Source organism: Paracoccaceae bacterium (assembly GCA_019454225.1).
Lineage (GTDB): Bacteria > Pseudomonadota > Alphaproteobacteria > Rhodobacterales > Rhodobacteraceae.
Genome location: CP075370.1, coordinates 2,511,217 through 2,536,955, shown reverse-complemented (window position 1 = coordinate 2,536,955; position 25,739 = coordinate 2,511,217). Strand labels below are relative to the sequence as shown.

At 69.6% G+C, this 25,739-nt stretch carries 27 protein-coding genes and 1 tRNA gene; 14 read left to right on the top strand and 14 right to left on the bottom strand.

Going from position 1 to position 25,739, the window contains the following annotated elements; translation table 11 throughout:
* Positions 1–24: 24 nt before the first annotated feature.
* From pgi to KF887_11950, 8 genes are all read right to left on the bottom strand, one after another.
* Positions 25–1,635 (bottom strand): glucose-6-phosphate isomerase, encoded by a 1,611-nt coding sequence (pgi, locus tag KF887_11985; GenBank protein QYK40163.1) that lies wholly within the window; start codon positions 1,633–1,635, stop codon positions 25–27.
* 3 nt (positions 1,636–1,638) lie between these two features.
* Positions 1,639–2,310, bottom strand: a complete 672-nt coding sequence (gene pgl, locus KF887_11980) for a 6-phosphogluconolactonase (GenBank protein ID QYK40162.1) — start codon at positions 2,308–2,310, stop codon at positions 1,639–1,641.
* Complete coding sequence (gene zwf, locus KF887_11975) at positions 2,307–3,761, bottom strand: glucose-6-phosphate dehydrogenase (protein ID QYK40161.1); 1,455 nt, start codon at positions 3,759–3,761, stop codon at positions 2,307–2,309. The genes pgl and zwf overlap by 4 nt, the downstream gene beginning before the upstream one ends.
* 132 nt (positions 3,762–3,893) lie before the next feature.
* Complete coding sequence (gene speB, locus KF887_11970) at positions 3,894–4,841, bottom strand: agmatinase (GenBank protein QYK43553.1); 948 nt, start codon at positions 4,839–4,841, stop codon at positions 3,894–3,896.
* A 61-nt stretch (positions 4,842–4,902) separates the two neighbouring features.
* The gene (locus KF887_11965; GenBank protein QYK40160.1) at positions 4,903–5,598 is read right to left on the bottom strand and encodes an MgtC/SapB family protein; all 696 of its coding nucleotides are present in this window, start codon (positions 5,596–5,598) and stop codon (positions 4,903–4,905) included.
* 99 nt (positions 5,599–5,697) lie between these two features.
* The gene (locus KF887_11960) at positions 5,698–6,282 is read right to left on the bottom strand and encodes an HNH endonuclease (protein QYK43552.1); all 585 of its coding nucleotides are present in this window, start codon (positions 6,280–6,282) and stop codon (positions 5,698–5,700) included.
* A gap of 174 nt (positions 6,283–6,456) precedes the next feature.
* A complete protein-coding gene (locus KF887_11955) occupies positions 6,457–7,113 on the bottom strand; it encodes a dienelactone hydrolase family protein (GenBank protein QYK40159.1) in 657 nt (218 codons plus the stop codon).
* Entirely contained in the window at positions 7,110–7,739 is a 630-nt protein-coding gene (locus KF887_11950; GenBank protein QYK40158.1) for a DNA-3-methyladenine glycosylase 2 family protein, read from the bottom strand. Before KF887_11950 ends, KF887_11955 begins: the two co-directional genes overlap by 4 nt.
* A gap of 149 nt (positions 7,740–7,888) precedes the next feature.
* Between KF887_11950 and KF887_11945 the strand changes: the two genes are divergently transcribed.
* Positions 7,889–9,115 carry an MFS transporter gene (locus KF887_11945; protein ID QYK40157.1) on the top strand — a complete coding sequence of 409 codons (1,227 nt, stop codon included), beginning with the start codon at positions 7,889–7,891 and terminating at the stop codon, positions 9,113–9,115.
* Positions 9,116–9,132: 17 nt separating this feature from the next.
* Here the strand turns inward: KF887_11945 and KF887_11940 are convergent, their stop codons facing one another.
* The 4 genes from KF887_11940 to cysS are packed head-to-tail and all read right to left on the bottom strand — an operon-like array spanning position 9,133 to position 13,890.
* Complete coding sequence (locus KF887_11940) at positions 9,133–9,903, bottom strand: squalene/phytoene synthase family protein (GenBank protein QYK40156.1); 771 nt, start codon at positions 9,901–9,903, stop codon at positions 9,133–9,135.
* On the bottom strand, positions 9,900–10,631 hold the full coding sequence (locus KF887_11935) for a methyltransferase domain-containing protein (protein ID QYK40155.1): 732 nt from the start codon (positions 10,629–10,631) through the stop codon (positions 9,900–9,902). Before KF887_11935 ends, KF887_11940 begins: the two co-directional genes overlap by 4 nt.
* Complete coding sequence (gene cimA / locus KF887_11930) at positions 10,628–12,256, bottom strand: citramalate synthase (protein QYK40154.1); 1,629 nt, start codon at positions 12,254–12,256, stop codon at positions 10,628–10,630. Before cimA ends, KF887_11935 begins: the two co-directional genes overlap by 4 nt.
* Complete coding sequence (gene cysS / locus KF887_11925) at positions 12,253–13,890, bottom strand: cysteine--tRNA ligase (protein QYK43551.1); 1,638 nt, start codon at positions 13,888–13,890, stop codon at positions 12,253–12,255. The genes cimA and cysS overlap by 4 nt, the downstream gene beginning before the upstream one ends.
* Before the next feature lie 356 nt (positions 13,891–14,246).
* On the opposite strand from cysS, the gene KF887_11920 reads away from it, so the two are divergent.
* The 3 genes from KF887_11920 (at position 14,247) to KF887_11910 (ending at position 17,088) form a co-directional block, all read left to right on the top strand.
* Positions 14,247–15,626, top strand: coding sequence for an aspartate aminotransferase family protein (locus tag KF887_11920; GenBank protein QYK40153.1), 1,380 nt, complete (start codon positions 14,247–14,249; stop codon positions 15,624–15,626).
* 8 nt (positions 15,627–15,634) lie between these two features.
* On the top strand, positions 15,635–16,489 hold the full coding sequence (locus KF887_11915; protein QYK40152.1) for a TPM domain-containing protein: 855 nt from the start codon (positions 15,635–15,637) through the stop codon (positions 16,487–16,489).
* A 77-nt stretch (positions 16,490–16,566) separates the two neighbouring features.
* Entirely contained in the window at positions 16,567–17,088 is a 522-nt protein-coding gene (locus KF887_11910; GenBank protein ID QYK40151.1) for a hypothetical protein, read from the top strand.
* Between the two features lie 5 nt (positions 17,089–17,093).
* Here the strand turns inward: KF887_11910 and KF887_11905 are convergent, their stop codons facing one another.
* Complete coding sequence (locus tag KF887_11905; protein ID QYK40150.1) at positions 17,094–18,899, bottom strand: ATP-binding cassette domain-containing protein; 1,806 nt, start codon at positions 18,897–18,899, stop codon at positions 17,094–17,096.
* Between the two features lie 187 nt (positions 18,900–19,086).
* Here KF887_11905 and KF887_11900 point away from each other — a divergent pair, with 187 nt between their 5' ends.
* The 10 genes from KF887_11900 (at position 19,087) to ureG (ending at position 25,701) form a co-directional block, all read left to right on the top strand.
* The gene (locus tag KF887_11900) at positions 19,087–19,926 is read left to right on the top strand and encodes an urease accessory protein UreD (protein ID QYK40149.1); all 840 of its coding nucleotides are present in this window, start codon (positions 19,087–19,089) and stop codon (positions 19,924–19,926) included.
* Positions 19,927–19,933: 7 nt separating this feature from the next.
* On the top strand, positions 19,934–20,236 hold the full coding sequence (locus tag KF887_11895; GenBank protein ID QYK40148.1) for an urease subunit gamma: 303 nt from the start codon (positions 19,934–19,936) through the stop codon (positions 20,234–20,236).
* A 90-nt stretch (positions 20,237–20,326) separates the two neighbouring features.
* A complete protein-coding gene (locus KF887_11890; GenBank protein QYK43550.1) occupies positions 20,327–20,860 on the top strand; it encodes a HupE/UreJ family protein in 534 nt (177 codons plus the stop codon).
* 9 nt (positions 20,861–20,869) lie between these two features.
* Positions 20,870–21,175, top strand: a complete 306-nt coding sequence (locus tag KF887_11885) for an urease subunit beta (GenBank protein QYK40147.1) — start codon at positions 20,870–20,872, stop codon at positions 21,173–21,175.
* Between the two features lie 33 nt (positions 21,176–21,208).
* On the top strand, positions 21,209–21,526 hold the full coding sequence (locus KF887_11880; GenBank protein QYK40146.1) for an antifreeze protein: 318 nt from the start codon (positions 21,209–21,211) through the stop codon (positions 21,524–21,526).
* Between the two features lie 11 nt (positions 21,527–21,537).
* Entirely contained in the window at positions 21,538–23,247 is a 1,710-nt protein-coding gene (gene ureC, locus KF887_11875; protein QYK40145.1) for an urease subunit alpha, read from the top strand.
* 202 nt (positions 23,248–23,449) lie between these two features.
* Positions 23,450–23,668, top strand: coding sequence for a DUF1127 domain-containing protein (locus tag KF887_11870; protein QYK40144.1), 219 nt, complete (start codon positions 23,450–23,452; stop codon positions 23,666–23,668).
* A gap of 49 nt (positions 23,669–23,717) precedes the next feature.
* On the top strand, positions 23,718–24,353 hold the full coding sequence (locus KF887_11865) for an urease accessory protein UreE (protein ID QYK43549.1): 636 nt from the start codon (positions 23,718–23,720) through the stop codon (positions 24,351–24,353).
* Complete coding sequence (locus KF887_11860; GenBank protein QYK40143.1) at positions 24,350–25,030, top strand: urease accessory protein UreF; 681 nt, start codon at positions 24,350–24,352, stop codon at positions 25,028–25,030. The genes KF887_11865 and KF887_11860 overlap by 4 nt, the downstream gene beginning before the upstream one ends.
* A complete protein-coding gene (ureG, locus tag KF887_11855) occupies positions 25,027–25,701 on the top strand; it encodes an urease accessory protein UreG (protein QYK43548.1) in 675 nt (224 codons plus the stop codon). Before KF887_11860 ends, ureG begins: the two co-directional genes overlap by 4 nt.
* Here the strand turns inward: ureG and KF887_11850 are convergent.
* Positions 25,658–25,733, bottom strand: a tRNA-Val gene (locus tag KF887_11850). The two genes, ureG and KF887_11850, sit on opposite strands and share 44 nt — an antisense overlap.
* Positions 25,734–25,739: the final 6 nt, after the last annotated feature.

Genomic DNA, 25,739 nt, shown 5'->3' with positions numbered 1-25,739 from the left:
AGGGCTTGCCGGGCAATCTTCGCGTCAGTCGCCCGATCCGCGCAGGAATGCCACCAGGGCCGCGGTGGACCCGTCCTTGCCCTCGGTGCCCTGCCGCCCCTCAAGGATCGGCTGCAGGGCCAGGGCCAGTTCCTTGCCCAGTTCCACCCCCCACTGGTCATAGGAATTGATGCCGAGGATCGCGCCCTCCACGAACACGCGGTGTTCGTAGAGCGCGATGATCTGGCCCAGCACGAAGGGGGTCAGCTGCGGATAGGCGATGGTCACCGACGGCCGGTTGCCCGGAAACACCCGGTGCCGCGCCTGCCGGTCCAGTTCCGCCCCCGTCAGGCCCTTCTTCGCCATGATCGCCGTCGCCTCGGCCAGCGACCGCCCGCGCAGCAGCGCCTCGGATTGGGCCAGGCAGTTCGAAACCAGCAGCAGGTGCTGATGCGCCAGGTCCGGCTCGTGCCCGGCGCGCGCCACCAGGAACTCGCAGGGCACGACCCGTGTGCCCTGGTGGATCAGCTGGTAGAACGCGTGCTGCCCGTTGGTGCCCGGCTCGCCCCAGACCACCGGGCCGGAATGGCCGGTCAGGTCAGTGCCGTCCATGCCCACGCGCTTGCCGTTCGATTCCATCTCCAGTTGCTGCAGATAGGCCGGAAGCCGGGCAAGCCGCTGGTCATAGGGCAGCACCGCCCGCGTCGCATGCCCGCAGATCTGGTTGTGCCAGATGCCGACCAGCGCCAGCAGCACCGGCAGGTTCTGCACCAGGGGCGCGCTGCGGAAATGGTCATCCATCGCGCGGCCTCCCGCAAGGAACGCGTCGAACCGCGCAGGGCCCACGGCGATGTCCAGCGCCAGTCCGATCGGACCCCACATCGAATACCGGCCGCCCACCCAGTCCTCGAATCCGAACACTCGTTCATCATCAATTCCGTAGGCGGCGGTCCGGTCGGCCGCCGTCGACACGGCCGCGAACTGCGCGCCGGGGTTCGCCACCCGTTCGGCCATCCACCGCTTCGCCGTATCGGCATTGGTCATGGTCTCGATCGTGGTGAAGGTTTTCGAGGCCACGATCACCAGCGTCGTGCCGGGGTCCAGCGCCCGCAGGGTGTCGGCCACATGCGCGCCGTCCACGTTCGAGACATAGTGCACGCGCGGCCCGTCATGGAACGGGGCCAGCGCCAGCGTGGCCATCGCCGGGCCAAGATCAGACCCGCCGATCCCGATGTTCACCACATCGGTGATCCGGCCACCCTGCCCCGTGAACCGGCCCTGCCGCACGTCCTCGGCAAAGGCGTGCATGCGTGCCCGCGTGGCGCGCACGGCGGGCAGCACATCCTTGCCATCCACCGTCACCACCGCATCGTCGCCCGCCCGCAGCGCCGTGTGCAGAACCGCGCGCCCCTCGGTCTCGTTGATCCTTGCCCCGGCAAACATCGCGTCACGCTTGGCCGCCACATCCGCCGCCGCGGCCAGCGCCATCAGCAGATCGCGCGCCTGCCCGTCGATGTTGGTCTTGGCATAGTCGAGCAGCATGCCATCCGACCGGGCCGAAAAATCATCCGCCCGCGCCGTGTCGAACAGCGACAGGATCGCCCTGTCCGCCACGCCTTCATGGTAAGAACGCAAGGCATCCCATTGAGATTTCATGGCTTACTCCGCCCAGTGAACGGTTGCGTGATCCAGCACGGCGCGCACCGGCGCCACCTCCGGCGGCAGGGTCGCGGCACGCTCCAGCGCCGCGCGCTTCTCGGTTCCGGTGATCAGGATGTGGATGTTCATCGCCCCCGCCAGCACCGGCGCCGTCAGTGTCACGCGCGGCTCTCCCGCCGCCTCGGCGCGCATCGCCATCAGCACCGGCGCATCCGGCGCCAGCGCCTCGGCCAGGCGGTCGGCGCCCGGGAACAGCGATGCCGTGTGCATGTCGGCGCCCATGCCCAGCAGCAGCACCGAAATCGGCAGTTCCGCCGCCACGCCCCGGCCCAGCTCCGCCAGCCGGTCCTCGGGCACCGCGGCGGGCGCGAACAGCGGCACCAGCCGTGCCGCGGCCGCCCGGCCCCGCAGCAGCCGTTCCCGCAGCAGCCGCGTGTTCGAACGCGGGCTGTCCTCGGCCACCCAGCGCTCGTCGTTCAGGAACACCGCCACCGACGCCCAGTCCAGATCCACCCCCGACAGGATGTCGAACAGCGGACCGGGCGTCGTGCCCCCGGGAACCGACAGCGAGGCACGCCCCTCGCGCCGCAGGAAATCGGCCAGCTGCCCCGCAATGTCGTTGGCAAGGCTGAGGAACAGCATGTCGCGATCGGCATATTCCTGAATATTCATTCGCGTATTTCCCGCCACCGCCGCCCATCCCGATGCATCAGCATCAGCGCGTCCTCCGGTCCCGACGACCCGGGATCATAGCCGCGCGGCCGGTCGCCCCGCGCCTCCCATCCCGCGATGACCGGATCGGTCCAGGCCCAGGCGGCCTCGACCTCGTCGCCGCGCATGAACAGGGTCTGGTTGCCGCGGATCACGTCCATGATCAGCCGTTCATAGGCATCGGGCGCATCCGCCGCCTCGGCGCCCAGCGCCTTGGCAAATGACATGTCCAGCGGCACCGAGGTCAGGCGCATGCCCCCCGGCCCCGGTTCCTTGATCATCACGCTCAGGTTCATCCCCTCGTTCGGCTGCAACCGGATCACCAGCTGGTTCTCGCGCCAGCCGCCCTCCTGATCGAAGATCGAATGTGGCGGCTCCTTGAACACCACGGCGATTTCCGAGGTGCGCGCCCGCAGCCGCTTGCCGGTGCGCAGATAGAAGGGCGTGCCCTTCCAGCGCCAGTTCGACACATGCACCTTCAGCGCGATGTAGCTCTCGGTGCGGCTGTCGGGGTTTTCGGAATGCTCGACATACCCGCCCGCCGTGCCGTTCGCCAGGTATTGCCCCCGCACGATGTCGCCCGGGCTGACCGGGTCGAGCGCGCGGATCACCTTCAGCTTCTCGTCCCGCACCGCGTTCGGGTCGAAATGGTAGGGCGGTTCCATCGCGATCAGGCACAAGAGCTGCATCAGGTGGTTCTGCACCATGTCCCGCATCGCGCCCGACCTGTCGTAATAGGCCCCGCGCCCCTCGACCCCCACGGTCTCGGCCACGGTGATCTGCACGTGGTCGATGTACTGCGCCTTCCACAGCGGCTCGAACAGGATGTTGGCGAACCGCACCGCCATCAGGTTCTGCACCGTCTCCTTCCCGAGGTAGTGGTCGATGCGGTAGATCTGCCGTTCCGCGAAATACTCCGCCAGCGTCGCGTTCAGCGCCCTTGCGCTGGCAAGGTCGCGGCCGAACGGCTTTTCCACCACGATCCGCGCCTCCGGCCCGGCGATGCCGTGGCGGTGCAGCCGTTCGGCCAGCGGCCCGAACAGGCTGGGCGCCACCGAGAAATAGAAGGCCTGCACCACATCCGTGCGCACCTCGTCCTTCAGTGCCGTCCAGCCGCCCTCGCCGGTCGCGTCGATCGCGACATAGCCGATGCGGTCCAGAAAGGCCGCGGTGCTGCCCGCGTCGCGCCGCTCCTCCGGCACGAAGGTGGCGATCGCCTCGGCCACGCTGTCGCGGAACGCCCCGGCCGTCATCTCGGACCGGGCGGCGCCGATGATGCGCGCCTCGGGCGGCATCTGCCCGTCCCGGAACCGTCGATAGAGGCCGGGCAGGATCTTGCGGCGTGCCAGATCGCCGGTGCCACCGAAGATGACGAGGTCGAAGGGTTCGACCGGGATGACGCGCGAAACCATGGATGGCCCCCGAGGTCTGGGCGATCACCTGCGGGGCAATCGCAGTTAGCGCTAACAGGGGTTCATTACCCTGCCTGCAATCACAAGTCCAGCGCCCCTCCCCCGGCGCCGGTTCCACGCGGACCGGCGGTCCTAGGCCATCACGCACAACAGTTCGAACATCACCGAGGCCCCCAGCCAGGCGGTGATCCCGCCGCTGTCGAAGGGCGGCGACACCTCCACCAGGTCGGCGGCGGCGATGTTCAACCCCTGCAACCCCCGCACCGCCGCAATCGCCTGCGCCGAGGTCGGCCCGCCCACCTCGGGCGTGCCCGTCCCGGGCGCAAAGGCCGGATCGACGAAGTCGATGTCAAAGCTCACATAGACCGGCGCATCGCCCGCCCGCGCCCGCGCCTCCTGCATCACCGGGTCGGCGCCGCGGTCCAGCAGCGTCTCGGCCGTCACGATGCGGATGCCGTGCCTTGCGGCGAAATCCCGGTCGGCGGTGTCATAGGTCGTGCCGCGCATCCCGATCATTGTGGATCGCGCCGGGTCGATCAGTCCCTCCTCCACCGCCAGGCGGAACGGGTTGCCGTGCGTCAGCGCCTTGCCGCCGAAATAGGCCGGGTAAAGGTCGGTGTGGCTGTCGAACAGGATCAGCCCCAGCGGCCGCTGCCGGGCGATGCCCCGCAGCACCGGCAGGGTGCACAGATGGTCGCCCCCGACGGACAGGGGCCGCACCCCGGCGGCGGCCAGCCGGGCGAATCGCGTCTCGATCCGTGCCAGCGTGTCGGCCATGTCCACCGGGTTCGGCCCGACATCGCCCAGGTCCGCAATCCGCCGCCGGTCGAAGGGGCGCACCCCGGTCACGCCATGCTGCGCCCGGATCATCGTCGAGGCATCACGCAGCGCGCGCGGCCCGTGCCGCGCCCCCGGCCGGTTCGACGTGCCGCCATCCCAGGGCAGTCCGATGATCCCGATCTCGACATCGGCCGCGCGCGGATGGTCCTCGGGGACCAGCGGCAGGCGCATGAAGGTCGCAAGCCCCGCAAAGCGCGGCAGGTCCATGCCCGAGACGGGGGTGAAGAACGGATCGGGCATGGGTTTCTCCGGCAGGTTCGGCGCAATCATGCCGCCGACGCGGCGCCGCGCCAAGCGGCAATCAACCCTCGTCCATCGCCGTCCAGGACACGCGCATCAGCCCCGGTTCGGCCGCCAGCCGCTGCAGCGCGGCCTCGACCATCGCATCGGTCATCCCCTCGCCGGTCACCATGGCCGACAGCGCGATGCCACCCTCGGGCGAGGGCCCCGCCGCGATCTCGGACAGGTGCAGCCCCGACACGACCAGCGTGCGCAGCATCAGCGATCGCACCGGCCCCTCCTGGTCCACCGGACAGGTCAGCATCACGCGGAACTGCCGTTGCAGGGGCTGGCCGGCCTTGGTCTTTTTCTTGAGCCATCGGACGAAGGGCCGCAGCCCCAGGTTCACGAACACGACCAGTCCGGTCAGCAGCGCCGCGAAGGCCAGCGCCCCCGCCCCGGCCAGCATTCCGACCGCCGCCGAACACCACAGCGTCGCTGCGGTGTTCAGCCCGTGCACGTTGAACCCGTCGCGAAAGATGATCCCGGCGCCCAGGAACCCGATGCCCGAGACGACCTGCGCCGCCACCCGCGTCGGGCTGACCTCGTCGGGGAACAGCGCCGCAAAGACCACGAAGCTGGCCGCGCCCAGGGCCACCAGCGCGTTGGTGCGCAGCCCCGCCATGCGCTGGCGCACCTGCCGTTCGATCCCGATGACCGCCCCGCATCCCAGCGCGACGGACAGGTTCAGGGCGGCAATCTCGATCGAAACGGGCATGGCGGAAGACCCCTTGGCACGGCCTTCCCTGTCGATCACAGACGCGCGGAAATGTGAAGCTTTTGTAAAAGAAATGTAACGGTGGCGGGCCGGGGGACGTCAGCCCTCCAGCTCGGCGTCCCAGTACAGATAGTCGAGCCATGTGTCATGCAGGTAGTTCGGCGGAAAGCGCCGCCCGTGCGTCTGCATTTCCTCGGCCGTCGGTGCGCGCGGCTTGCGCGCAAGGGTGAAACCCACCTGCCGCAGCGTCCGGTTGCCCTTCTTCAGGTTGCAGGGCGAACAGGCGGCCACCACGTTCTCCCAGCTTGTCACGCCGCCCTTCGAGCGCGGCACCACGTGATCGAAGGTCAGGTCGCCCTTCGCGCCGCAGTACTGGCAGCAGAATTCGTCGCGCAGGAAAAGATTGAAGCGCGTGAAGGCCACGCGCTTCTGGGGTTTCACATAGTCCTTCAGCACCACGACCGAAGGGATCCGTATGACCGACCTCTGGCTTCGCACCACCTGGTCATATTCCGCGACGATCTGCACCCGGTCGAGGAAGGCGGCCTTCACCGCCTCCTGCCAGGGCCACAGCGACAGCGGGTAATAGGACAGCGGACGGTAGTCGGCATTCAGCACCAGCGCCGGCCAGTGCTTCAGCGCGGACGGCTCCCGCACGAACTGTGTCCTGAATTCGCCTTCGATCCCCACGGGTGACTCCATTCCCGCCTTGCCTGCCATCCGGCACCAAGGCGGGCGCCCCGCCCCGATGACCCGGACTATATATGGCGTAAACCGCCTGACAAGCCCCGCGATACAGCGATGCTGCCGCAGCATGGGCTAGCGCGAAAACGTGACAGCGCGGTGACTGCGCGGCGCCTAGCCCGGCAGGACGTCGCGCAGGAACGACAGCGCGGCCCCCAGCCCGTCGGGCGCGATGCCGTGCCCGGTGCCGCGCATCACATGGCCATAGGTCTCGAACCCGGCCGCGACCAGCGCATTGCCCGCGCGCCCCATGTCGTCGAAGGGCACCACCGGATCCTGGTCGCCATGCACCAGCAGCACCGGCGGCTTCACCGCGGCCTCGGCGGCCAGCCGCTCGGGCGCCAGCAGGCGGCCCGAGATCGCCACCACGCCCGCCACCGCCGCGGCCCGGCGCGGCGCCACCTCCAGCGCCATCATCGCGCCCTGGCTGAACCCGATCAGCGCCATCCGTTCCGGCGCCAGTCCCGCCGCGTTCAGCCGCGCGTCGAGGAACCCGTTCAGGTCATCCGCCGCGCGCGCCAGCCCGGCCTGCGCCTCGGCCTCCGAGGAACCGTCCAGCCAGGGAATCGGAAACCACTGCCGGCCGAAGGGGTTGCCCGCGCAGGGTTCGGGCGCGTCCGGGGCCAGAAAGGCGGTTCCCGGCATATGCTCGCCCAGCACATCGGCCAGGCCCAGCAGGTCGGCCCCGTCCGCCCCGTAGCCGTGCAGGAACACCACCATCCGCCGCGCATCCTGCGGCCCGCGCCGCCCGAAGGCCAGTTCCCGCCTCACCTGATCCCCTCCCTGTCCGCCGCCACCCGGTAATAGGCCCACAGCATCCGCGCCGCCACCCCCCGCCAGGGCGACCAGGCCTCGGCCATGCCGCGCAGTGCCTTCTCCTTCGGACGCTCGGGCAGGTCGAACAGGCGCCGCGCCGCCTCCTGCAGCGCCAGGTCGCCCGGCGCGAAGACATCGGCGCGGCCCAGGCTGAACATCGCATAGATCTCGGCCGTCCAGGCCCCGATCCCCGGCACCGCCACCAGCGTCGCGATCACCTCATCGGTCGGCGCGCCCCCCAGCCGGTCAAAGTCGATCCCCGCCGCCGCCAGCGCCCGGCCATAGCGAATCTTCTGCCGCGACAGCCCGCAGGCCCGCAGGTCCTCGTCGCTGGCCGCAGCCACCCGCGCGGGCGCGGTCAGCCCGGCGGCCTCCAGCCGTCCCCAGATCGCATCGGCCGATGCCACGCTGACCTGCTGGCTCACGATCGCGTCGAACAGCGCCGCGAACCCGCCCGGCCGCCGCCGCAGCGGCGGGGGCCCGGTCAGCGCATAGGCATGGGCGAAACGCGGCTCGCGCGCCGCCAGCCAGGCCGCGCCCTCGGCCACGCAGGCCTCGGTCTCGATGATCCGTCCGACCATGCACACCTCCGGTTCCGCTTGTCTCGCGTCCCGCCGGTCCGTGCAACGGCGAAACGGCAGCCTGTGCCCCGGCGACCCGCCAGCGGGCCGCCGCCGTCTGCTGCCGCCGTCTTGTGGCCGCGCCCGCGCGGGGCTAAGGCTGCGAGACCATGACCGATGCCGCGCTTCCCGCACCCTCCGACGCCCGCGCCCGGCGCAACGTGCTCGTCCTCGTGGCAGCCCAGGCGATCCTCGGCGCGCAGATGCCGATGATCTTCACCATCGCCGGGCTGGCGGGCCAGTCCCTCGCCGCCAATGCCTGCTGGGCGACGCTGCCGATCTCGCTGACGGTGATCGGCTCGATGCTGTCGGCGACGCCGCTCTCGGCGATCATGCAGCGCTACGGGCGGCGCACCGGTTTCGTGATCGGCGCGCTGATGGGCGCGCTCGGCGCGGTGTTCGGCGCCTGGGGCCTGTCCACATCCTCCTTCCCGCTGTTCCTGCTCGGCGCGCTCTGCACCGGCAGCTACATGAGCGCGCAGGGCTTCTACCGCTTCGCCGCCGCCGACACTGCCTCGGACGCGTTCCGCCCCAAGGCGATCTCCTGGGTCATGGCGGGGGGCCTGCTGTCGGCCGTGGTCGGCCCGCAGCTGGTCAAGGTCACGGCCGAGGCGATGGTGGTGCCCTTCCTCGGCACCTATCTGGCGGTCATCGCGCTGAACCTTGGCGGGGCGTTCCTGTTCCTTGGCCTCGACATCCCCAAACCCCGCCCCCCCGCCCCCGGCGCCGATCGCGGCCGCTCGCGCATCGACCTCCTGCGCGACCCCCGCATCGCCGTCGCGGTGATCTGCGCCACCGTCTCCTATGCGCTGATGAACCTGGTGATGACATCCTCGCCGCTGGCGGTCGTGGGCTGCGGCTTCACCACCGGCAACGCCGCCGATGTGGTGACGGCGCATGTCCTTGCCATGTATGCCCCCAGCTTCATCACGGGCCATGTCATCGCGCGCATCGGGGTCGAGCGGGTGGTGGCGCTGGGCCTGCTGATCCTGGCCGCCGCGGGCGCCGTGGCCGTGGCGGGCGTGGACCTGGCGAATTTCTTCGTGGCGCTGGTGCTGCTCGGGATCGGCTGGAACTTCGGCTTCATCGGCGCGACCACGATGCTGACCACCGCCTACCGCCCCGAAGAACGCGGCCGCATGCAGGGGCTGAACGACCTGATCGTCTTTGCCGGGGTCACGATGGCCTCATTCTCCTCGGGCGGGCTGATGAACTGTTCGGGCGGCTCGGTGCAGGCGGGCTGGCAGGCGGTCAACATCGCCATGGTGCCCTTCCTGGCGCTGGCCGGCGGTGCGCTGATCTGGCTCTGGCTGCGGCCGCAGGCGATGCGGCGCTGAACCGCCGGGCCGGCGCGCTACCAGCGCCCCGTTGCCGCCGTCCACAGCAGCCGCCCGCGCCGGGCGAATTCCGACAGCGCCAGCCGCCCCGCAACCACGCGCCCGGGGTCACGCGACGCCTGCGCCAGCAGCGCGCCCGCGCCAAAGGCGGCATGCGTCGCGGGCAGCGCGGGGCCAAGGGCCGCCCGCGCCTTGCGCGCCGCCGCCAGCCAGCCCAGCCCGCGCGCCGCCATCGCCCGCACGGCGGCGTCCGAGGCATCGACCAGCGGCACCCGCCCCCGCGCCGCCAGCGCCGCCGATGCCGCCAGGAAATTCGCCATGGCCAGCGCCCGCCCCAGGTCGCGCGCCGCGCCTTCGGCCCTGTCAGGCGCATCCAGGGCCCGCGCCGCCAGCCACATCAGCCCGCCGCCGGTGTCCTCCAGATAGGTCTCGAACGCCTCCATCCCGTCGAAGGGCTCGCTCCACACGTCCCAGCGCCGCGCCGCGACCAGACGGTCCAGCACCTCGGGCGGCAGCTGCCGGTCGCGGATCAGTTCATGCAGCGGTCCGGCCACCTCATGCGCGCGGGCCGCGCCTGACCCGGCGGCGGCGATCACGTCGCGCCACCATTGCAGCCGCATCTCGGCGATCATCGGCTCTGCCGTCACCCAGGGGGCGCGGGCAACCTCCAGGTTGAAGGCATAAAGCGGGAACAGCCGCGCCCGCGCCGCCACCGGGGCGGCCATCACGGCGGCGAAACGGTCGGGGTCGCCGCGTTCCACCAGCGCGGCGCAGGCGTCGATGGTCATTCCGGCACCGCCACGCAGACCAGATAGCCAAAGGTCATCCCGTGCTGCCGCCACAGCGCGATCTCATGCCGGAAGGCCGCCGCCATTGCCCGGGTCTCCAGATCGCGCGAGGCTTCGGCGGCCCCAAGACGCGGCTCCAGCGGCAGGTAGTAATCGGCCCATGCGCTGTCGGGCATCCAGAAGGTATCGACAACGCGGAACCCCGCCGCCGCAACCTCGGCCCGCAGCGCAGACTCGCCCCGCAGGGTCACACCCTCGGCGGCGAAGAAATCGGCCAGTTCAGGGGCCACGCCCGGCGCTGCGAAAGGGTCGCCCATGAAGGGCGCCGCATCCCCCCGCAGCACCAGATCGCTGAACGCCACCCGCCCGCCCGGCGCCAGATGCGCGCGCCATGCCCGCAACGCCGGCGTCACGCCAAGATTGTAGATCGCGCCCCCCGACCAGATCAGGTCGAACGGCCCGCCCGGCGGATCGGCCATGTCGCCGCAAACCGCCCGCACCTGCGGACAGGCCGAGGCCACATGCGCAACGAAAGGCTCCGCCGCATCCACCGCCACCACCCGCGCCCCCGGCACCGCCGCCAGGATCGCGGGCAGGTCGCCGCCCCGCCCGCAGCCCGCATCCAGCACCGCGGCACCCGGCGCCAGCCCCGCGCAGACCCGCGCCACGCTGGCCGCGTCACCCGGCGCGCAGCGGTCCAGCCCGGCGAACAGATCGAAGATCGTCATGCCGTCACCGGCACCGCCCCGTCGCGGATCAGCTTCCAGACGATCGCATCCAGCAGCGCCTCGAAACTCGCGTCCACGATGTTGGCCGACACACCCACGGTCGACCAGCGGTGCCCCGCCCGGTCCTCGCTGTCGATGATCACCCGCGTCACCGCCTCGGTGCCGCCCTGCGTGATCCGCACCTTGAAATCGACCAGCCGGATATCGTCGATCGCCGCCTGATAGGGCCCCAGGTCCTTCTGCAGCGCCTTGGCCAGCGCGTTCACCGGCCCCCGGTCGGTGCCGGTCTCGTCCATGCTCTCGGAAACCGACAGGGTCTTGCGCTCGCCGATCTTCACCACCACCACCGCCTCCGACAGGCTGACCATCCGGTCGTACTTGTTCTTCCGCCGCTCCACCGTCACCCGGTAGCGCTTGACCTCGAAGAACGCGGGGCACAGGTCCAGTTCGCGCCGCGCCACCAGCTCGAAACTGGCCTGCGCGCCGTCATAGGCATAGCCGTTGTCCTCGCGCGCCTTGACCACCTCCAGGATGCGCCCCAGCCGCGCGTCGCCGGGCGCCACCTCGATCCCGGCCGCCGCCAGCCGGGCCCGCAGGTTCGACTGCCCTGCCTGGTTCGACATCGGGATCACCCGCGCGTTGCCCACCACGCCGGGGTCCACATGTTCATAGGTCGCGGGGTCCTTCAGGATCGCGCTGGCATGCAGCCCCGCCTTGTGGGCAAAGGCCGAGGCGCCCACATAGGGCGCCGCGCGCAGCGGCACGCGGTTCAGGATGTCGTCCAGCATCCGGCTGATCCGCACCAGCCCGGCCAGCCCCGCGCGCGTCACCCCCGTCTCGAACCGCCCGGCATAGGGCGCCTTCAGGAGAAGCGTCGGGATCAGCGTGGTCAGGTTGGCATTGCCACAGCGCTCGCCCAGCCCGTTCAGCGTGCCCTGCACCTGGCGCGCGCCCGCGTCCACCGCGGCCAGCGAACAGGCCACCGCATTGCCGGTGTCGTCATGGCAATGGATGCCCAGCCGCCCGCCCGGCACCCCCGCCGCGATCACCTCGGCCGTCACCCGGCCCACCTCGGCGGGCAGCGTGCCGCCGTTGGTGTCGCACAGCACCACCCAGGCCGCCCCCGCCTCCAGCGCCGCCCGCAGGCAGGCCAGCGCATAGGCCGGGTCGGCGCGGTAGCCGTCAAAGAAATGCTCGGCGTCGAACAGGCATTCGCGGCCCCTGGCGACGACATGGGCGACCGAGGCGCCGATGCACTCCAGGTTCTCGTCGCCGCTGATCCCGAGCGCGGTGGCCACATGGAACGGATGCGCCTTGCCCACCAGGCAGACGGCGGGCGTGCCCGCGTCCAGCACGCCCGCCAGCACGTCGTCATTGGCCGCCGACCGCCCTGCCCGCTTGGTCATGCCAAAGGCGGTCATGGTGGCGCGCGTCGCGGGCGCCTCGCGGAAGAACGCGCTGTCGGTCGGGTTGGCCCCGGGCCAGCCGCCCTCGATGTAGTCGACCCCCAGCGCATCCAGCGCCTGCGCGATCTGCGCCTTCTCGGCCACCGAGAACTGCACGCCCTGCGTCTGCTGCCCGTCGCGCAGCGTGGTGTCGAAAAGGCAGAGGCGTTCGGGGGTCACAGCAAAGACCCAGCTTTTTGCGCGAGAGCAAGAAGATCAATGTCGATTTCGTCAGGAATATCCCTGACAATTACGGTCCAGTCATCAGTGATATAATCTGTCCCACTTAAAGAGCGTTCCGTTTTCGAGTCTACGAGTATCCCGCGCTTACGTGCGATAACGTCCAATTCATCACGGTCAATCCATCTATTGCCATCTGCGTCCGAAAGTTCATATAGCTTCCGCCAGCCTCTAACTTGGCCCGCATATGATGGGATCCAAGAGGTCGTTTTCCCGTCAGATACAGTGACTCCAGCTACCTCAAGGACAGCGCGAAGGAAGTCAGATCCGGAAAAATCCTTGTTATCTCTCGCTCTCTTGCGAGCCTGAACAATGTCCTCAACTGCCCTTCTCGTTGCATCGTCAACCTTTGGCCGAAACCATTCACCCTCTGTTGATGAAAGCAATCCCAGGAAGTTCGCTGATGCCTTCAGTTTTGCGAATTCCCCCATCTTGTAAAGTTCCCGCAAGCGATTGATTGCGCCAGAAGTATTGAGATCCGTTGCAAGCGCCTCAACCAAAGCGTTATCAAGCACTAGATTGCCCTTCACTTCTTCAGTTGCAAACCACCAGCTTCGCAATTCTTTTTTTGCATCTGCAACAGTCTTCCTGCGCCAATCCATGGGCTTTCCATAGTGAGTCAAGAGAAATACATACCGGATCACCTCGCCCGGCACCTTCCAGCCGCCGCTCCAGTTGCCGTCCAGCAGATCCCGCACGGTGAAGAAGTTGCCCAGGGACTTGGACATCTTCCTGCCCTCGACCTGCAGCATCTCGTTGTGCATCCAGACCTGCGCCATGTCGCCCGGGCCCTTGCCCCCGTGCGCGCAGCAGCTTTGCGCCACCTCGTTCTCGTGGTGGGGGAACTGCAGGTCCAGGCCCCCGCCGTGGATGTCGAAGCGCTCGCCCAGCAGCGCCTTGGCCATCGCCGAGCATTCGATGTGCCAGCCCGGCCGCCCCCGGCCCCAGGGCGACGGCCAGCCCGGCAGCTCGTCGTCCGACGGCTTCCACAGCACGAAGTCCATCGGGTCTTCCTTCCAGGGCGCCACCTCCACCCGTGCGCCCGCGATCATGTCGTCGACCGAGCGTCCCGACAGGCGCCCGTATTCGGCATAGGACCGCACGCGGAACAGCACATGCCCCTCAACCTCATAGGCATGGCCCTGCGCGATCAGCCCCGCGATCATCGCCACCATGCCGGGGATGTGTTCGGTCGCCCGTGGCTCGTGGTCGGGCGGCAGGGTGCCCAGCGCGCCCATGTCCTCGTGATACCAGCGGATCGTCTCGTCCGCCCGCTCGCGGATCAGGTCCTCCAGCGTCCCCGCCGCGCCCGCCGCCCGCCGCGCGCGGGCGGTGTCGTTGATGCGGTCATCCACGTCGGTGAAGTTGCGCACATAGGTGACGTGTCCGGCGCCATAGACATGCCGCAGCAGCCGGTACAGCACATCGAACACCACCACGGGCCGCGCGTTGCCCAGATGCGCCCGGTCATAGACGGTGGGGCCGCAGACATACATGCGCACATTGGCCGGATCGAGCGGCGCGAACGCCTCTTTCTTCCGGGTGGCGGTGTTGGTCAGCCTGATCGTCGTCATGTCCTCGGCCCTTGGCATGGGGGACCCCGGGGGCGGGCATAGCAACTTCCGTATCGCTGGGAAACCGAAGACGCGAGGACCGCCGACCGAAGTCAGCAGGTGATGCAGCAGATGATGCAGCGCGTCGTCATGGGCGACCAGATAGACCGAACGGCGCCATTCCGCCACCGATTCGGCGTTGCGGGTTAACGCGCCGCGCGTCCCGACAGTGTCGGGACGGATGCCATACGCGGAACCGACGCATACGGGACCGATGCCATACGGGTATTTTCCAGCCGAATCCAAGGGTTGACACCGCGCACGCAACCCCTTGCCAAGCCCGCCCCGACCATGCCCCACTTCCCCGGGGGGATGCCATGGACCACGACGACCTGCACGACTGGACGATCCGCGCCGCCGGTTGGGTGCGCGACTATCACGCGGGCCTGCGCGACCGCCCGGTCCGCGCGCCGCTGGTGCCCGGCGCCGTTTCGGCCCTGCTGCCGCCCGCGCCGCCCGAGGCGCCCGAACCGATGGACCGCATCTGGGACGACTTTGCCCGCATCGTGCCGCCGGGGCTAACCCATTGGCAGCACCCGCGTTTCTTCGCCTACTTCCCGGCAAACGCCGCCCCCGCCTCGATCCTGGCGGAACATCTGGCCAATGCCATCGCGGCGCAGGGCATGCTGTGGCAGACCGCCCCGGCGGCCACCGAGATCGAACAGGTCATGGTGGCATGGCTGGCACAGGCCCTTGGCCTGCCTGCGCATTTCCAGGGCACGATCCACGACAGCGCGACCACCGCGACGCTTTCGGCCGTGCTCGCCATGCGCGAGGCGGCGACCGGATGGCAGGGCAATGACGCCGGGCTGTCCGCCCTGCCCCGCCTCCGCCTCTACGCCTCCGACGAAACCCACTCCTCGGTCCTCAAGGCCGCCCGGATCGCCGGGATCGGCGGCGAGAATCTGGTCCGCATTCCCACCGGCACCGACCTGTCGATGAAGCCCGGCGCACTGGCCGGCGCCATCGCCGCGGACCGCGCCGCGGGCCACCTGCCCGCAGGCGTCATCCTCTGCGCCGGCGGCACCTCGGTCGGCGCCTTCGACCGGATCGCCGACTGCATCGCCGTCGCCAAGGCCGCGGACCTGCCCGTCCATGTCGATGCGGCCTGGGCCGGATCGGCGATGATCTGCCCGGAGTTCAGGCACTTGTGGGCCGGAGTTGAAGCGGCGGACTCGATCGTGTTCAACCCCCACAAATGGCTTGGCGCCCAGTTCGACTGCGCCGTGCAGTTCCTGGCCGACCCCGGCCCCCAGGTCCGCGCGCTCAGCCTGAAACCGGCCTACCTGGCCACCCCGGGGCCGGATCACCCGCCGGATTTCAACGACTGGACCATCCCGCTCGGCCGCCGTTTCCGCGCATTGAAGCTCTGGTTCCTGCTGCGCGCCTACGGGCTCGAAGGCCTGCGCGGCCGCATCCGGAACCATGTCGCCTGGTCCCGGGCCGCCTGCGCGGCGCTGCGCCAGATCCCGGGAATCGATGTCGTGACAGAGCCTTCGCTGTCACTCTTCACCTTTGCGCTGAACACGGATGCCGCGACCGAGGGCCTGTTGCAGCGCATCAACGACGACGGGCGCATCTACCTGACCGGCACCCGGCACCGGGGCCGCTTCGTCATCCGCGTGCAGGTCGGCAGCTTCGATGCGACGGCCGCCGACGTGGCCGCGATCTCGCAGGTTGTGGCGGAACTCATGTAGGAAAATCAATGCGCTGGCTTGCGATCCTTTGCCTTGTCCTGCTGCCGGCCATGGCCCCGGCACAGACGGTTCCGCCGCCGCTGTCCGACACGGTCAACGACTACGCCGATGTGCTGCCGCCCGAGGTCGAGGCGCGGCTCACCACGGGGCTGCAGGCCGCCCGGGATGAAACCGGCGTGCATGTGGTGGTCGTCATCATCGAACGCCGCGCCGCCTATGGCGGCTCCGACCGGCTGGATGCCTTCGCCAAGGCCTGGTTCAACAGCTGGGGCATCGGCGATGCCACCCGCAACGACGGCATCCTGATCCTCGTGGCAACGCAGGACCGCGAGGTCCGCATCGCCCTGGGCGCGGGCTATCCGGCGGTCTATGACGGCCGGGCGCAGCGGGTCATCGACACGGCGATGCTGCCAGCCTTCCGCCAGGACAGGATTGCCGAGGGCGTCGAGGCGGGCGTGGATTCGGCCATCGAACGGCTGGCACGGCCTTTCAAGGACGGTTTGCAAGTAACGGAATCAGAAGGGTTTCCTGAAGACTCCGATCTGCCGCTCTACCTGTTCCTCGCCACCTTTGCCGGTCTGACCGCCTTTCGTTTCCGGCGGGGCCTCGGCGATCTTGCGGTGCGGATGCGCCGCTGCCCAAGCTGCGGCGCACGCAGGATGGAACGGGAACGCACCGTCACGCGGCAACCCACCACGGCCGCGAAGGGCGAGGCCGAGGAGCATACGCGCTGCCGGTCCTGCGGGCATGACAGGGTGCGCATCTATCCCGTGTCGATGCGCAGCACGTCGCGCGGCTCGGGGTCGTCGGGCGGGTTCGGCGGCGGCCGGTCATCCGGCGGCGGGGCGTCGGGGCGGTGGTAAGGATCACCCCGCAACCAATTGCAGATGAAAGGAATTCAGGGATGATCGGGAATGCAGCGAAAGGCGCGGCCGCCAGCTTGGGAAGGAGCCGCCCATCCGCCCGTGCCGCCATTCTGGGCGGTGTTGCCGCCGGCCTGTCGCTGATCGCTGGCCCGGTCGCGGCCCAGACCATGCTGGACAGCCATTTCACCGGCAAATCAGGATGTTACCTGAGAGAGTACACAGCGGACCATCTGGCGTCGCATCCGGTGCAGCGGACGCGGATCATCGCCATCGGTCCCGATGGCTGGGCGCCGCCGGGCGGTTGGGGGGGCGACGGGGCGCCTTTCGTGCTGCGCCTGCATGTCACCCTGCGGGACCTGCGCAGGCTGGAGGCGCTGGCCTACTGCGAGGCCGCAGCACCCGGACTGGCCTGCGCGATGGAGGGCGACGCCGGGGCCTTCACGCTGGAACCGGCGCGGCGCGGTGCGGTGATGCTGCGCCCGGTGCGCGAAGGGATCCTGCTGGAAGACGATCAGGGGCTGGTGATCCTGGCGTCCGACGCGGGCGACGACCGGGCATTCCTGATCCCGCCCGTTCCGGCGGATGCCTGCCCGTAACCCGTTCAGCCATCGGCCTTTTCCGCCAGGCGCAGCCATTCCTCCTCGGCCGCGGCCAGCGCGGCCTGGCGGTCGGTCAGCATCTGGCCGGCGCGTGCGAACTTCACCGGTTCGCGGGTGAACAGCCCGGGGTCGGACAGCAGGTCGGACAGCTTGCCGATCTCGGCCTCCAGCCGCGCGATCTGCGCCGGCAGATCGTCGAGGCGCTTCCTCTCGACAAAGGTCAAGCCATCGGTGGGCTTCTTCACCCTGGTTGCGGGCTTTGGTGCCGTTGCCGTTGATTTTTCAATGATTTCGGCGATCTCGGGGCGCTGCGCCGCATAGTCCGACCAGCCCCCGGGATAGACGCCCACACGGCCGTCGCCCTCTAGCGCCACGGTCTGCGTCGCCACACGATCGATGAAATCGCGGTCATGGCTGACCAGCAGGACGGTGCCCGGATAGTCGCCCAGCACATCCTGCAGCAGGTCCAGCGTCTCGATGTCGAGGTCGTTCGTCGGTTCGTCGAGGATCAGCAGGTTCGATTCCCGCGCCATGATCCGCGCCAGCAGAAGCCGCGCCTTTTCGCCGCCCGACAGGCTTTTCACCGGCGCGCGCACCTGCCGTTCGTCGAACAGGAAATCCTTGAGATAGCCCACAACATGCCGGGGCTGGCCGCGCACCATCACCTGGTCGCCCTGCCCCGTGACGCCCATTGCCGGATCGCCGGTCAGGCTGTCCCACAGCGTCGCCTCGGGGTCGAGCGCGGCGCGGGTCTGGTCATAGGTGGCCATGGCGATGCCGCTGCCCAGCGTGACGCTGCCCGCCTGCGGTGCAAGACGTCCCGTCAACAGGTTGAGAAGCGTGGTCTTTCCGGCGCCGTTGGGGCCGACGAAGGCAACGCGGTCGCCGCGCATCACCCGCAGGTCAAGCCCCCGCGCGATCACCCGGTCACCGAAGGCATGGCCGAGGCCCCGCGCCTCGATCACCCGCGCGCCGGACTGTGGCCCGGCGTCGAGCGCCATGGCCGCGGTGCCCTGCCGGCGGATCTGCGCGGCCCGTTCGGCCCGCAGCGCAGCCAGCGCCCGCACCCGGCCCTGGTTGCGCTTGCGCCGGGCCGAGATGCCCTCGACCGCCCATTTCGCCTCGGCCCTGATCTTGCGGTCAAGCTTGTGACGGGCCTCGTCCTCCTCGGCCCAGAGTGTCTCGCGCCAGTCCTCGAACCCGTCGAAACCTGCCTCCCGCCGCCGCACCTGTCCCCGGTCGATCCAGACGGTGGTGCGGGTCAGCGCGGTCAGGAAGGCGCGGTCGTGGCTGATCAGCACGAAGGCCGCGCGGGTGTCGCGCAGCGTCGCCTCGAGCCATTCGATCGCCGCGATGTCGAGGTGGTTCGTCGGCTCGTCCAGCAGCATCAGTTCGGGCGCCTCGGCCATCAGCTTGGCCAGGGCGGCGCGGCGCCGCTCGCCGCCCGATGCTGTGGCCACGGGCGCGTCCGGGCGAAATCCCAGCCCCTCGGCGGCCGCATCGACCCTCCAGCCCTCGCCGGGAGGAAGCCCCGAGGCGGCATAGTCGCCCAGCGTGGCAAAGGCCGAAAGATCGGGGTCCTGTTCCATATAGCCGACGGCAACGCCCTGCGGCGCCACACGGGCGCCCCGGTCGGGTTCGACAAGTCCCGCCATCACCTTCATCAGCGTGGATTTTCCCGAACCGTTGCGGCCGACAAGCGCGATGCGGTCGCCATCCTGGACCACCAGGTCCAGCCCGTCGAACACGGGGTTTCCGCCGAAGGTCAGCGAGATCGAGGAAAGTTGCAGAAGCGGAGCGCGGGCCATGCGGGCGACCTATGCCCGGGCGCGGGCGCCGTCAACGGGAAGGTGCGTTGCGACTCTGCCCGCAGAATGGGCACACTCGCGGCACATGCCCGCAAATCAGGCGGACATGAGGCCGGGCGCGGCGCGGCTGCCCAATCCGGTTGCGCGGGTCGGGAACGGGTGGTCGTCTGGCCGGCAGGAGGTGGCGATGTTGGACGGGACAGCGCACAGGGGATTGGCCGCACCGCCCGCCATGCAGCGGGCTGCGGGCGTGGCCGATGTCCGGCTGAAGCCGGGGCCGCATGGCGCCATTCCCGACCGGCTGGTGCAGCAGGGATCGGCCAAGGCCATGCTGCACCTGGACGGCCCCGCGCCCGAGGTGGTGTTCCTGAATACTGCGGGCGGCCTGACGGGCGGCGACCGGCTGGCGCTGTCGCTGGAGGTTCCGCCCGGGCTGGTCGCCACCGCGACGACGCAGACGGCGGAGCGCGCCTATGCCGCGGGCGGCGGGACGGCGCGCGTCGACGTGGCGCTGCGGGTCGGCGCGGGCGGCTGGCTGGACTGGCTGCCGCAGGAGACGATCCTGTTCGACGGCGCCAGCCTGGAACGCGAGGTGTCGATCGATCTGGCGCCCGGCGCGGGCTGCCTGTTCCTGGAAAGCGTGATCCTCGGCCGGCACGCGATGGGCGAGCGGGTCGAGGGGCTGCTGTTCCGCGACCGGCGCGAGGTGCGGCGCGACGGGCGGCCGATATGGGCGGAACCGCTGGCCTTCGACACCCGGACGCTGTCGCGCGCCGAAAGCCCTGCGGTTCTGGGCGGCGCGCGAGCCTTCGCGACGATCGCCCTGATCCGCCCCGACGCGGGTGACCTGCTGGAACCGCTGCGCGCCGTGCTTGACCAGCCCGAGGTCGAATCCGGCGCCTCGGCGATGGAGGGGCGGCTGGTGCTGCGCCTGATCGCCTGGGATGGCCTTCCGCTGCGCCGCCAGATCCTGCGCGCGCTGTCGGTGCTGCGCCCCGGCCCCCTGCCCCGCGTGTGGCAACCCTGAGTCCGACATGAACCTGACCCCACGCGAAAAAGACAAGCTTCTCGTCAGTCTTGCGGCCATCGTGGCGCGCGGGCGCCTGGCGCGCGGCGTGCCGCTGAACCACCCCGAGGCCGTTGCCCTGATCACCGATTTCGTGGTCGAGGGTGCGCGCGACGGGCGCAGCGTCGCCGATCTGATGGAGGCCGGCGCGCATGTGATCACCCGCGACCAGTGCATGCCCGGTATCCCCGAGATGATCGAGACCGTTCAGGTCGAGGCCACCTTTCCCGACGGCACCAAGCTCGTGACCGTCCACCATCCGATCCGCTGAGAGGTTCCCATGCCCGCCACATCCCGCGCGCGCGCCCTGCCAAGGCCGGGCCTTCCTGTCTGGTCCCTGCCGCTGGCGGGGATCGTGCTGATGATCCCGGCGCTGGCCTTCGGGCACAGCGGCGACCATGGCGCATCGCCGCTTGCCTCGGGCCTTGGCCATCCGGTCGGCGGGGCGGATCACCTGCTGGCCATGGTGACGCTGGGCGTTCTGGCGGTGGGGATCGGCGGTCGCGCGCTCTGGGCGATGCCGGTCGCATTCGTCGCCGCGATGGTTGCGGGCGGGGCCATGGGTGCTGCCGGCCTGCCCTTTCCGGGGGTGGAGCCGATGATCCTTGCCTCGATCGTGGTCTTCGGGGCCCTGGCTGCGCTGGCGCTGCGGCTGCCGCTGGCGCCGGTGCTGGCGATGGTCGCGGCGTTCGGCGCCGCCCATGGCTGGGCGCATGGCGCCGAGGGGCCGGCAGAGGGGCTGGTGCCCTATGCGGCGGGGTTCGCGGCGGCAACGATGATGCTGCATCTGGCGGGCATCGGGCTTGGCACCGTGACCGGGCGCCTTGCGGCCTGGGCGCCCCGTGTGGCGGGTGCGGGGGCCGCGCTTGCGGGCCTCGGCCTGGCGTTCGGCTAGGGCGCGGCGATGATCCCGGGAGAGATCATGACGGCCGAAGGCGAGATCACCTTGAACGCCGGCGCCGTGGTGACCACCTTGCTGGTGGCAAACACCGGCGACCGTCCGGTGCAGGTCGGCAGCCACTATCATTTCGCCGAGACCAATCCGGCGCTGTCCTTCGACAGGGCGGCGGCCCGGGGCCAAAGGCTCGACATCGCGGCAGGAACCGCGGTGCGGTTCGAGCCCGGCCAGACACGCGAGGTGCGGCTTGTGCCCTTCGGCGGGTTGCGGGCCGTCTACGGATTCAACGGGGCTGTCATGGGCCCGCTCTGACGCCCGGCCGGTTACCCAGCAAGGAACACACGCATGCCCCCGATGACGACCCCGGCCGACCTGATCGCCCTGTCGATCAAGACCTCGATCATGCTGGCGCAGGCCAACATGGTGATCACCATGCGGATGCTCGGCCTGATGGGCATGTGGCGCGTCCTGCCGACCGAGAACACGCGCATGTCGTCCGAGAAGATGACGGCGGCGCGCCACAGCGGCCAGGCCATGGTGCGCGCGACGCTTCAGGGCAAGTCGCCCGCCAAGGTCGCCGAGGCCGGGTTGCGACCCGTCGCACGCGTGACCCGCGCCAATGCCAAGCGCCTGGCCGCCCGTGGCCCGGGCGCCCCTGCCTGAGGACACGCAAGATGCCCGCAACGATCAGCCGCGCCGCCTATGCCGCCATGTTCGGCCCCACCACGGGCGACCGGGTGCGGCTGGCCGATACCGATCTGGTGATCGAGGTCGAGCGCGACCTGACCACCTATGGCGAGGAGGTGAAGTTCGGCGGCGGCAAGGTGATCCGCGACGGCATGGGCCAGAGCCAGATCACGCGGGCGCAGGGCGCCATGGACACGGTGATCACCAACGCGCTGATCGTGGACTGGACGGGCATCTACAAGGCGGATGTGGGGCTGCGCGACGGACGCATCCATGGCATCGGCAAGGCAGGCAACCCCGACGTGCAGCCCGGCGTGACCCTTCCGATCGGCCCGGGCACCGAGATCATTGCGGGTGAAGGGCGCATCCTGACCGCAGGCGGGTTCGACGCGCATATCCATTTCATCTGCCCCCAGCAGATCGACGACGCGCTGCATTCGGGCATGACCTGCATGCTCGGCGGCGGCACCGGGCCCGCGCATGGCACCTTGGCCACCACCTGCACGCCGGGGCCCTGGCATATCGGGCGGATGCTGCAGGCCTTCGATGCCTTCCCCATGAATATCGGCCTGTCGTCCAAGGGCAACGCAAGCCTTCCCGCCGCACTGGAAGAGATGGTGCGCGCGGGTGCCTGCGCGATGAAGCTGCATGAGGACTGGGGCACCACGCCTGCCGCGATCGACTGCTGCCTGACGGTCGCCGATGCGATGGACGTGCAGGTGATGATCCACACCGACACGCTGAACGAAAGCGGCTTTGTCGAGAACACGCTGGCCGCGATCAAGGGCCGCACGATCCACGCGTTCCATACCGAGGGCGCAGGCGGCGGACATGCGCCCGACATCATCAAGGTCGTGGGATCGCAGAACATCCTGCCGTCCTCGACCAACCCGACGATGCCCTATACCGTGAACACGCTCGAGGAACATCTCGACATGCTCATGGTCTGCCACCATCTTGACCGCCGCGTGCCCGAGGATGTGGCCTTTGCCGAGAGCCGGATCCGCAAGGAAACCATCGCGGCCGAGGACATTCTGCACGACATGGGGGCGTTCTCGGTCATGGCCTCGGACAGCCAGGCCATGGGGCGGGTGGGTGAGGTGATCATCCGCACCTGGCAGACCGCCCACAAGATGAAGCTGCAGCGCGGCCGGATGGATGGCGAACAGGGCGCGAACGACAATCTGCGCGTGCGCCGCTACATCGCGAAATACACCATCAACCCGGCCATCGTGCATGGCATGTCGGACCACATCGGCAGTGTCGAGGTGGGCAAGCGCGCCGATCTGGTGCTGTGGTCGCCCGCCTTCTTCGGCGTCAAGCCCGAGATGGTTCTGCTGGGCGGCACGATCGCGGTGGCGCAGATGGGTGACCCCAACGCCAGCATCCCGACCCCGCAGCCGGTCTACACCCGCCCGATGTTCGGCGCCTTCGGACGTTCGCGCACCGCATCGTCGGTCACTTTCACAAGCCAGGCCGCGCAGGACGATGCGGTCGGCGGGCGTCTTGGCCTGGCGAAAGAGACCGTCGCCGTCCGGGGCACGCGCGGGCTGGCCAAGCGCGACATGAAGCTGAACGATGCGACGCCGCAGATCGAGGTGAACCCCGAGACCTACGAGGTGCGGGCGGACGGCGTGCTGCTGACCTGCGAACCGGCGCGCGAACTGCCGATGGCGCAGCGGTATTTTCTGTACTGACAGAGCGCCCGCCGGGGTTATCCTGCTTCTGCACAAATCCGGACCGACATGAGCCGCGCCATGCCCGATAACCCTGCGTTCGCCGCATCCGCCATGCACTGTGTGCAGACCGGGGCTGCGCAATGGGCGGTTGTTCCGGGCGTCCGCACCATCCACATTGCGCAACAGGGAGGGAACGACTTGAGAAATCAGGGGGTTTCCCATGACTGTACTGACCACGAACACGACCGCCGCCCGTCCGGGCCTTCTGTCCCGCGCGGTGTCCGGCTTCTGGAACTTCCTTGTCCTTCTGGCCGAAAGCGGCCCGATGATGGAACAGGTGCGTCGCCTGAACGCGACCACGGACGAGGATCTTGCGGCCCGCGGCCTGACCCGCGAGGGCGAGGTGCGCCGGATCTTCGGCGCGCGCATGGGTCTCTGACACCGGCCCGGGGGGCGGTCGCGTGACCGGCCCCTTCGACAGACCCGACCTGCCGCACGCCGTTGCCCTGCACCGGCGCGGTCACGGGCCCGACCGGGTGCCCTATGACCTTGTCGTGCTGGCCTATGATGAACGCCTGCTGCGCCGCCGCCGTCTGGTGACGGCGCATGAAGAGGGGTTCTTTGTCGACTTGCCGCAGGTCATCGGGCTGGATCAGGGCGACCGGTTCGAGCTTGCCGACGGCCGGCTGATCGAGGTGATCGCGGCCGAGGAGGAACTGCTGGAGGTGACGGGCGATCTGCCACGCCTGGCGTGGCATGTGGGCAACCGCCATACCCCCTGCCAGATCGAAGCGGGGCGATTGCTGATCCGGCAGGATCACGTTCTGGAAGCGATGTTGCACCAGTTGGGTGCGCATATGCACCGCATCAGCGAACCCTTCATGCCCGAGGGGGGCGCCTATGGCATGGGCCGCACGATGGGCCATGACCATGGGCACGGTCATGCCCACGGGCACGGACACGGACACGGGCATGGCCACGGGCACGCACATGACCACCACCATGACCATGGCGGCGATCCGCCGGCGCGTCAGCCGCAGGTGATTACCCGGGGCGTGGTGTCGGGCACCGGTCCGGTGCCACATCAGTTGCCGCCACACGGCCCGTTCGACGAACCGGCATGACCGCGCCGCTGCGCGATGCCCCGGCCGCAGCCTGGGCCTGCGATCCGGCAGCCCTGATGACGCTGGTGCAGTGGCTGTCGCCGGCCTTCCCTACCGGCGCCTTCGGCTATTCGCACGGCATGGAAACGGCGATCCAGCGGGGCGAAGTCCCCGATTCGTCGTCCGTGCGCGCCTGGATCGGCGACGTGCTGGCCCATGGCGCGCCGCGCGGCGATGCGATCCTCCTGGCCCATGCCCTGCGCCCCAATGCGGACCATGCCGCGCTGGCCGATCTGGCGCGGGCGCTGTCGGCCACGGCCGAACGCCTGCGCGAGACCGAAGAACAGGGTGCCGCGCTGTCCCGCGCCACCAATGCGCTGCGCGCGACCGACCACCCGCCGCTGCCCTGGCCCGTCGCACTTGGCCGCGCTGCGGGGCCGCTGGGCCTGCCTGTGCCGGTGGTGCTGGGCCTTGCGCTGCAATCCTTCGCGGCGAACCTGGTCACCGTGGCCGTGCGCTTCGTTCCGCTCGGCCAGACCGAGGGGCAGGCGGTGCTCGCATCGCTGCAGGCCCCGATCCTGAGGCTGGCGGAGGAGGCCGCCACCGCGCCCCTGTCGGCCATCGCCTCGGCCGCGATCCGTGCCGACATCGCCTCGGCCCTGCATGAAACCCTGAACGTCCGGATGTTCCGCACATGATCCCTGCCCCGCCGCCCCGCCACCCCAGCCCCAACGGTCCCCTGCGCGTGGGGATCGGCGGCCCCGTCGGCGCGGGCAAGACGACGCTGACCGAGATGCTGTGCCGCCATTTCCGCGACCGGCTGTCGATGGCGGTGATCACCAACGACATCTACACGCGCGAGGATGCGGACTATCTGATGCGGGCGCAGGCGCTGTCGCTCGACCGGATCCGGGGCGTGGAAACGGGGGGCTGCCCGCATACGGCGATCCGCGAGGATGCCAGCATCAACCTGGCCGCCGTGGCCGACCTGACCCGCGCGATCCCCGATCTGGAGTTGATCCTGATCGAAAGCGGGGGCGACAACCTGGCGGCGACCTTCAGCCCGGAACTGGCCGATCTGACGATCTATGTCATCGACACGGCGGCCGGTCAGGACATCCCGCGCAAGCGCGGCCCCGGGGTGACACGCTCTGACCTGCTGGTGGTGAACAAGACCGATCTTGCGCCGCATGTCGGTGTCGATCTTGCGCTTCTGGAAAGTGATACCCGCAGGGCCCGGGGCGCGCGGCCCTTCGTGCTGGCACAGTTGCGGCACGGCGGCGGAGTGCCCGATGTGGCGGCCTGGCTGGCGCGTGCGGGGGGACTGGTGGGTGATGAGAGACTCGAACTCCCGACATCCTCGGTGTAAACGAGGCGCTCTACCAACTGAGCTAATCACCCGGGCCG

Bases quoted from the DNA above. Each gene is read 5' to 3' on its own strand.
- pgi (QYK40163.1), bottom strand. From the start codon at position 1,635: ATGAAATCTCAATGGGATGCCTTGCGTTCTTACCATGAAGGCGTGGCG.
- pgl (QYK40162.1), bottom strand. From the start codon at position 2,310: ATGAATATTCAGGAATATGCCGATCGCGACATGCTGTTCCTCAGCCTT.
- zwf (QYK40161.1), bottom strand. From the start codon at position 3,761: ATGGTTTCGCGCGTCATCCCGGTCGAACCCTTCGACCTCGTCATCTTC.
- speB (QYK43553.1), bottom strand. From the start codon at position 4,841: ATGCCCGATCCGTTCTTCACCCCCGTCTCGGGCATGGACCTGCCGCGC.
- KF887_11965 (QYK40160.1), bottom strand. From the start codon at position 5,598: ATGCCCGTTTCGATCGAGATTGCCGCCCTGAACCTGTCCGTCGCGCTG.
- KF887_11950 (QYK40158.1), bottom strand. From the start codon at position 7,739: ATGGTCGGACGGATCATCGAGACCGAGGCCTGCGTGGCCGAGGGCGCG.
- KF887_11945 (QYK40157.1), top strand. From the start codon at position 7,889: ATGACCGATGCCGCGCTTCCCGCACCCTCCGACGCCCGCGCCCGGCGC.
- KF887_11940 (QYK40156.1), bottom strand. From the start codon at position 9,903: ATGACCATCGACGCCTGCGCCGCGCTGGTGGAACGCGGCGACCCCGAC.
- KF887_11935 (QYK40155.1), bottom strand. From the start codon at position 10,631: ATGACGATCTTCGATCTGTTCGCCGGGCTGGACCGCTGCGCGCCGGGT.
- cysS (QYK43551.1), bottom strand. From the start codon at position 13,890: ATGACGACGATCAGGCTGACCAACACCGCCACCCGGAAGAAAGAGGCG.
- KF887_11920 (QYK40153.1), top strand. From the start codon at position 14,247: ATGGACCACGACGACCTGCACGACTGGACGATCCGCGCCGCCGGTTGG.
- KF887_11915 (QYK40152.1), top strand. From the start codon at position 15,635: ATGCGCTGGCTTGCGATCCTTTGCCTTGTCCTGCTGCCGGCCATGGCC.
- KF887_11905 (QYK40150.1), bottom strand. From the start codon at position 18,899: ATGGCCCGCGCTCCGCTTCTGCAACTTTCCTCGATCTCGCTGACCTTC.
- KF887_11900 (QYK40149.1), top strand. From the start codon at position 19,087: ATGTTGGACGGGACAGCGCACAGGGGATTGGCCGCACCGCCCGCCATG.
- KF887_11895 (QYK40148.1), top strand. From the start codon at position 19,934: ATGAACCTGACCCCACGCGAAAAAGACAAGCTTCTCGTCAGTCTTGCG.
- KF887_11890 (QYK43550.1), top strand. From the start codon at position 20,327: ATGATCCCGGCGCTGGCCTTCGGGCACAGCGGCGACCATGGCGCATCG.
- KF887_11885 (QYK40147.1), top strand. From the start codon at position 20,870: ATGATCCCGGGAGAGATCATGACGGCCGAAGGCGAGATCACCTTGAAC.
- KF887_11880 (QYK40146.1), top strand. From the start codon at position 21,209: ATGCCCCCGATGACGACCCCGGCCGACCTGATCGCCCTGTCGATCAAG.
- ureC (QYK40145.1), top strand. From the start codon at position 21,538: ATGCCCGCAACGATCAGCCGCGCCGCCTATGCCGCCATGTTCGGCCCC.
- KF887_11870 (QYK40144.1), top strand. From the start codon at position 23,450: ATGACTGTACTGACCACGAACACGACCGCCGCCCGTCCGGGCCTTCTG.
- KF887_11860 (QYK40143.1), top strand. From the start codon at position 24,350: ATGACCGCGCCGCTGCGCGATGCCCCGGCCGCAGCCTGGGCCTGCGAT.
- ureG (QYK43548.1), top strand. From the start codon at position 25,027: ATGATCCCTGCCCCGCCGCCCCGCCACCCCAGCCCCAACGGTCCCCTG.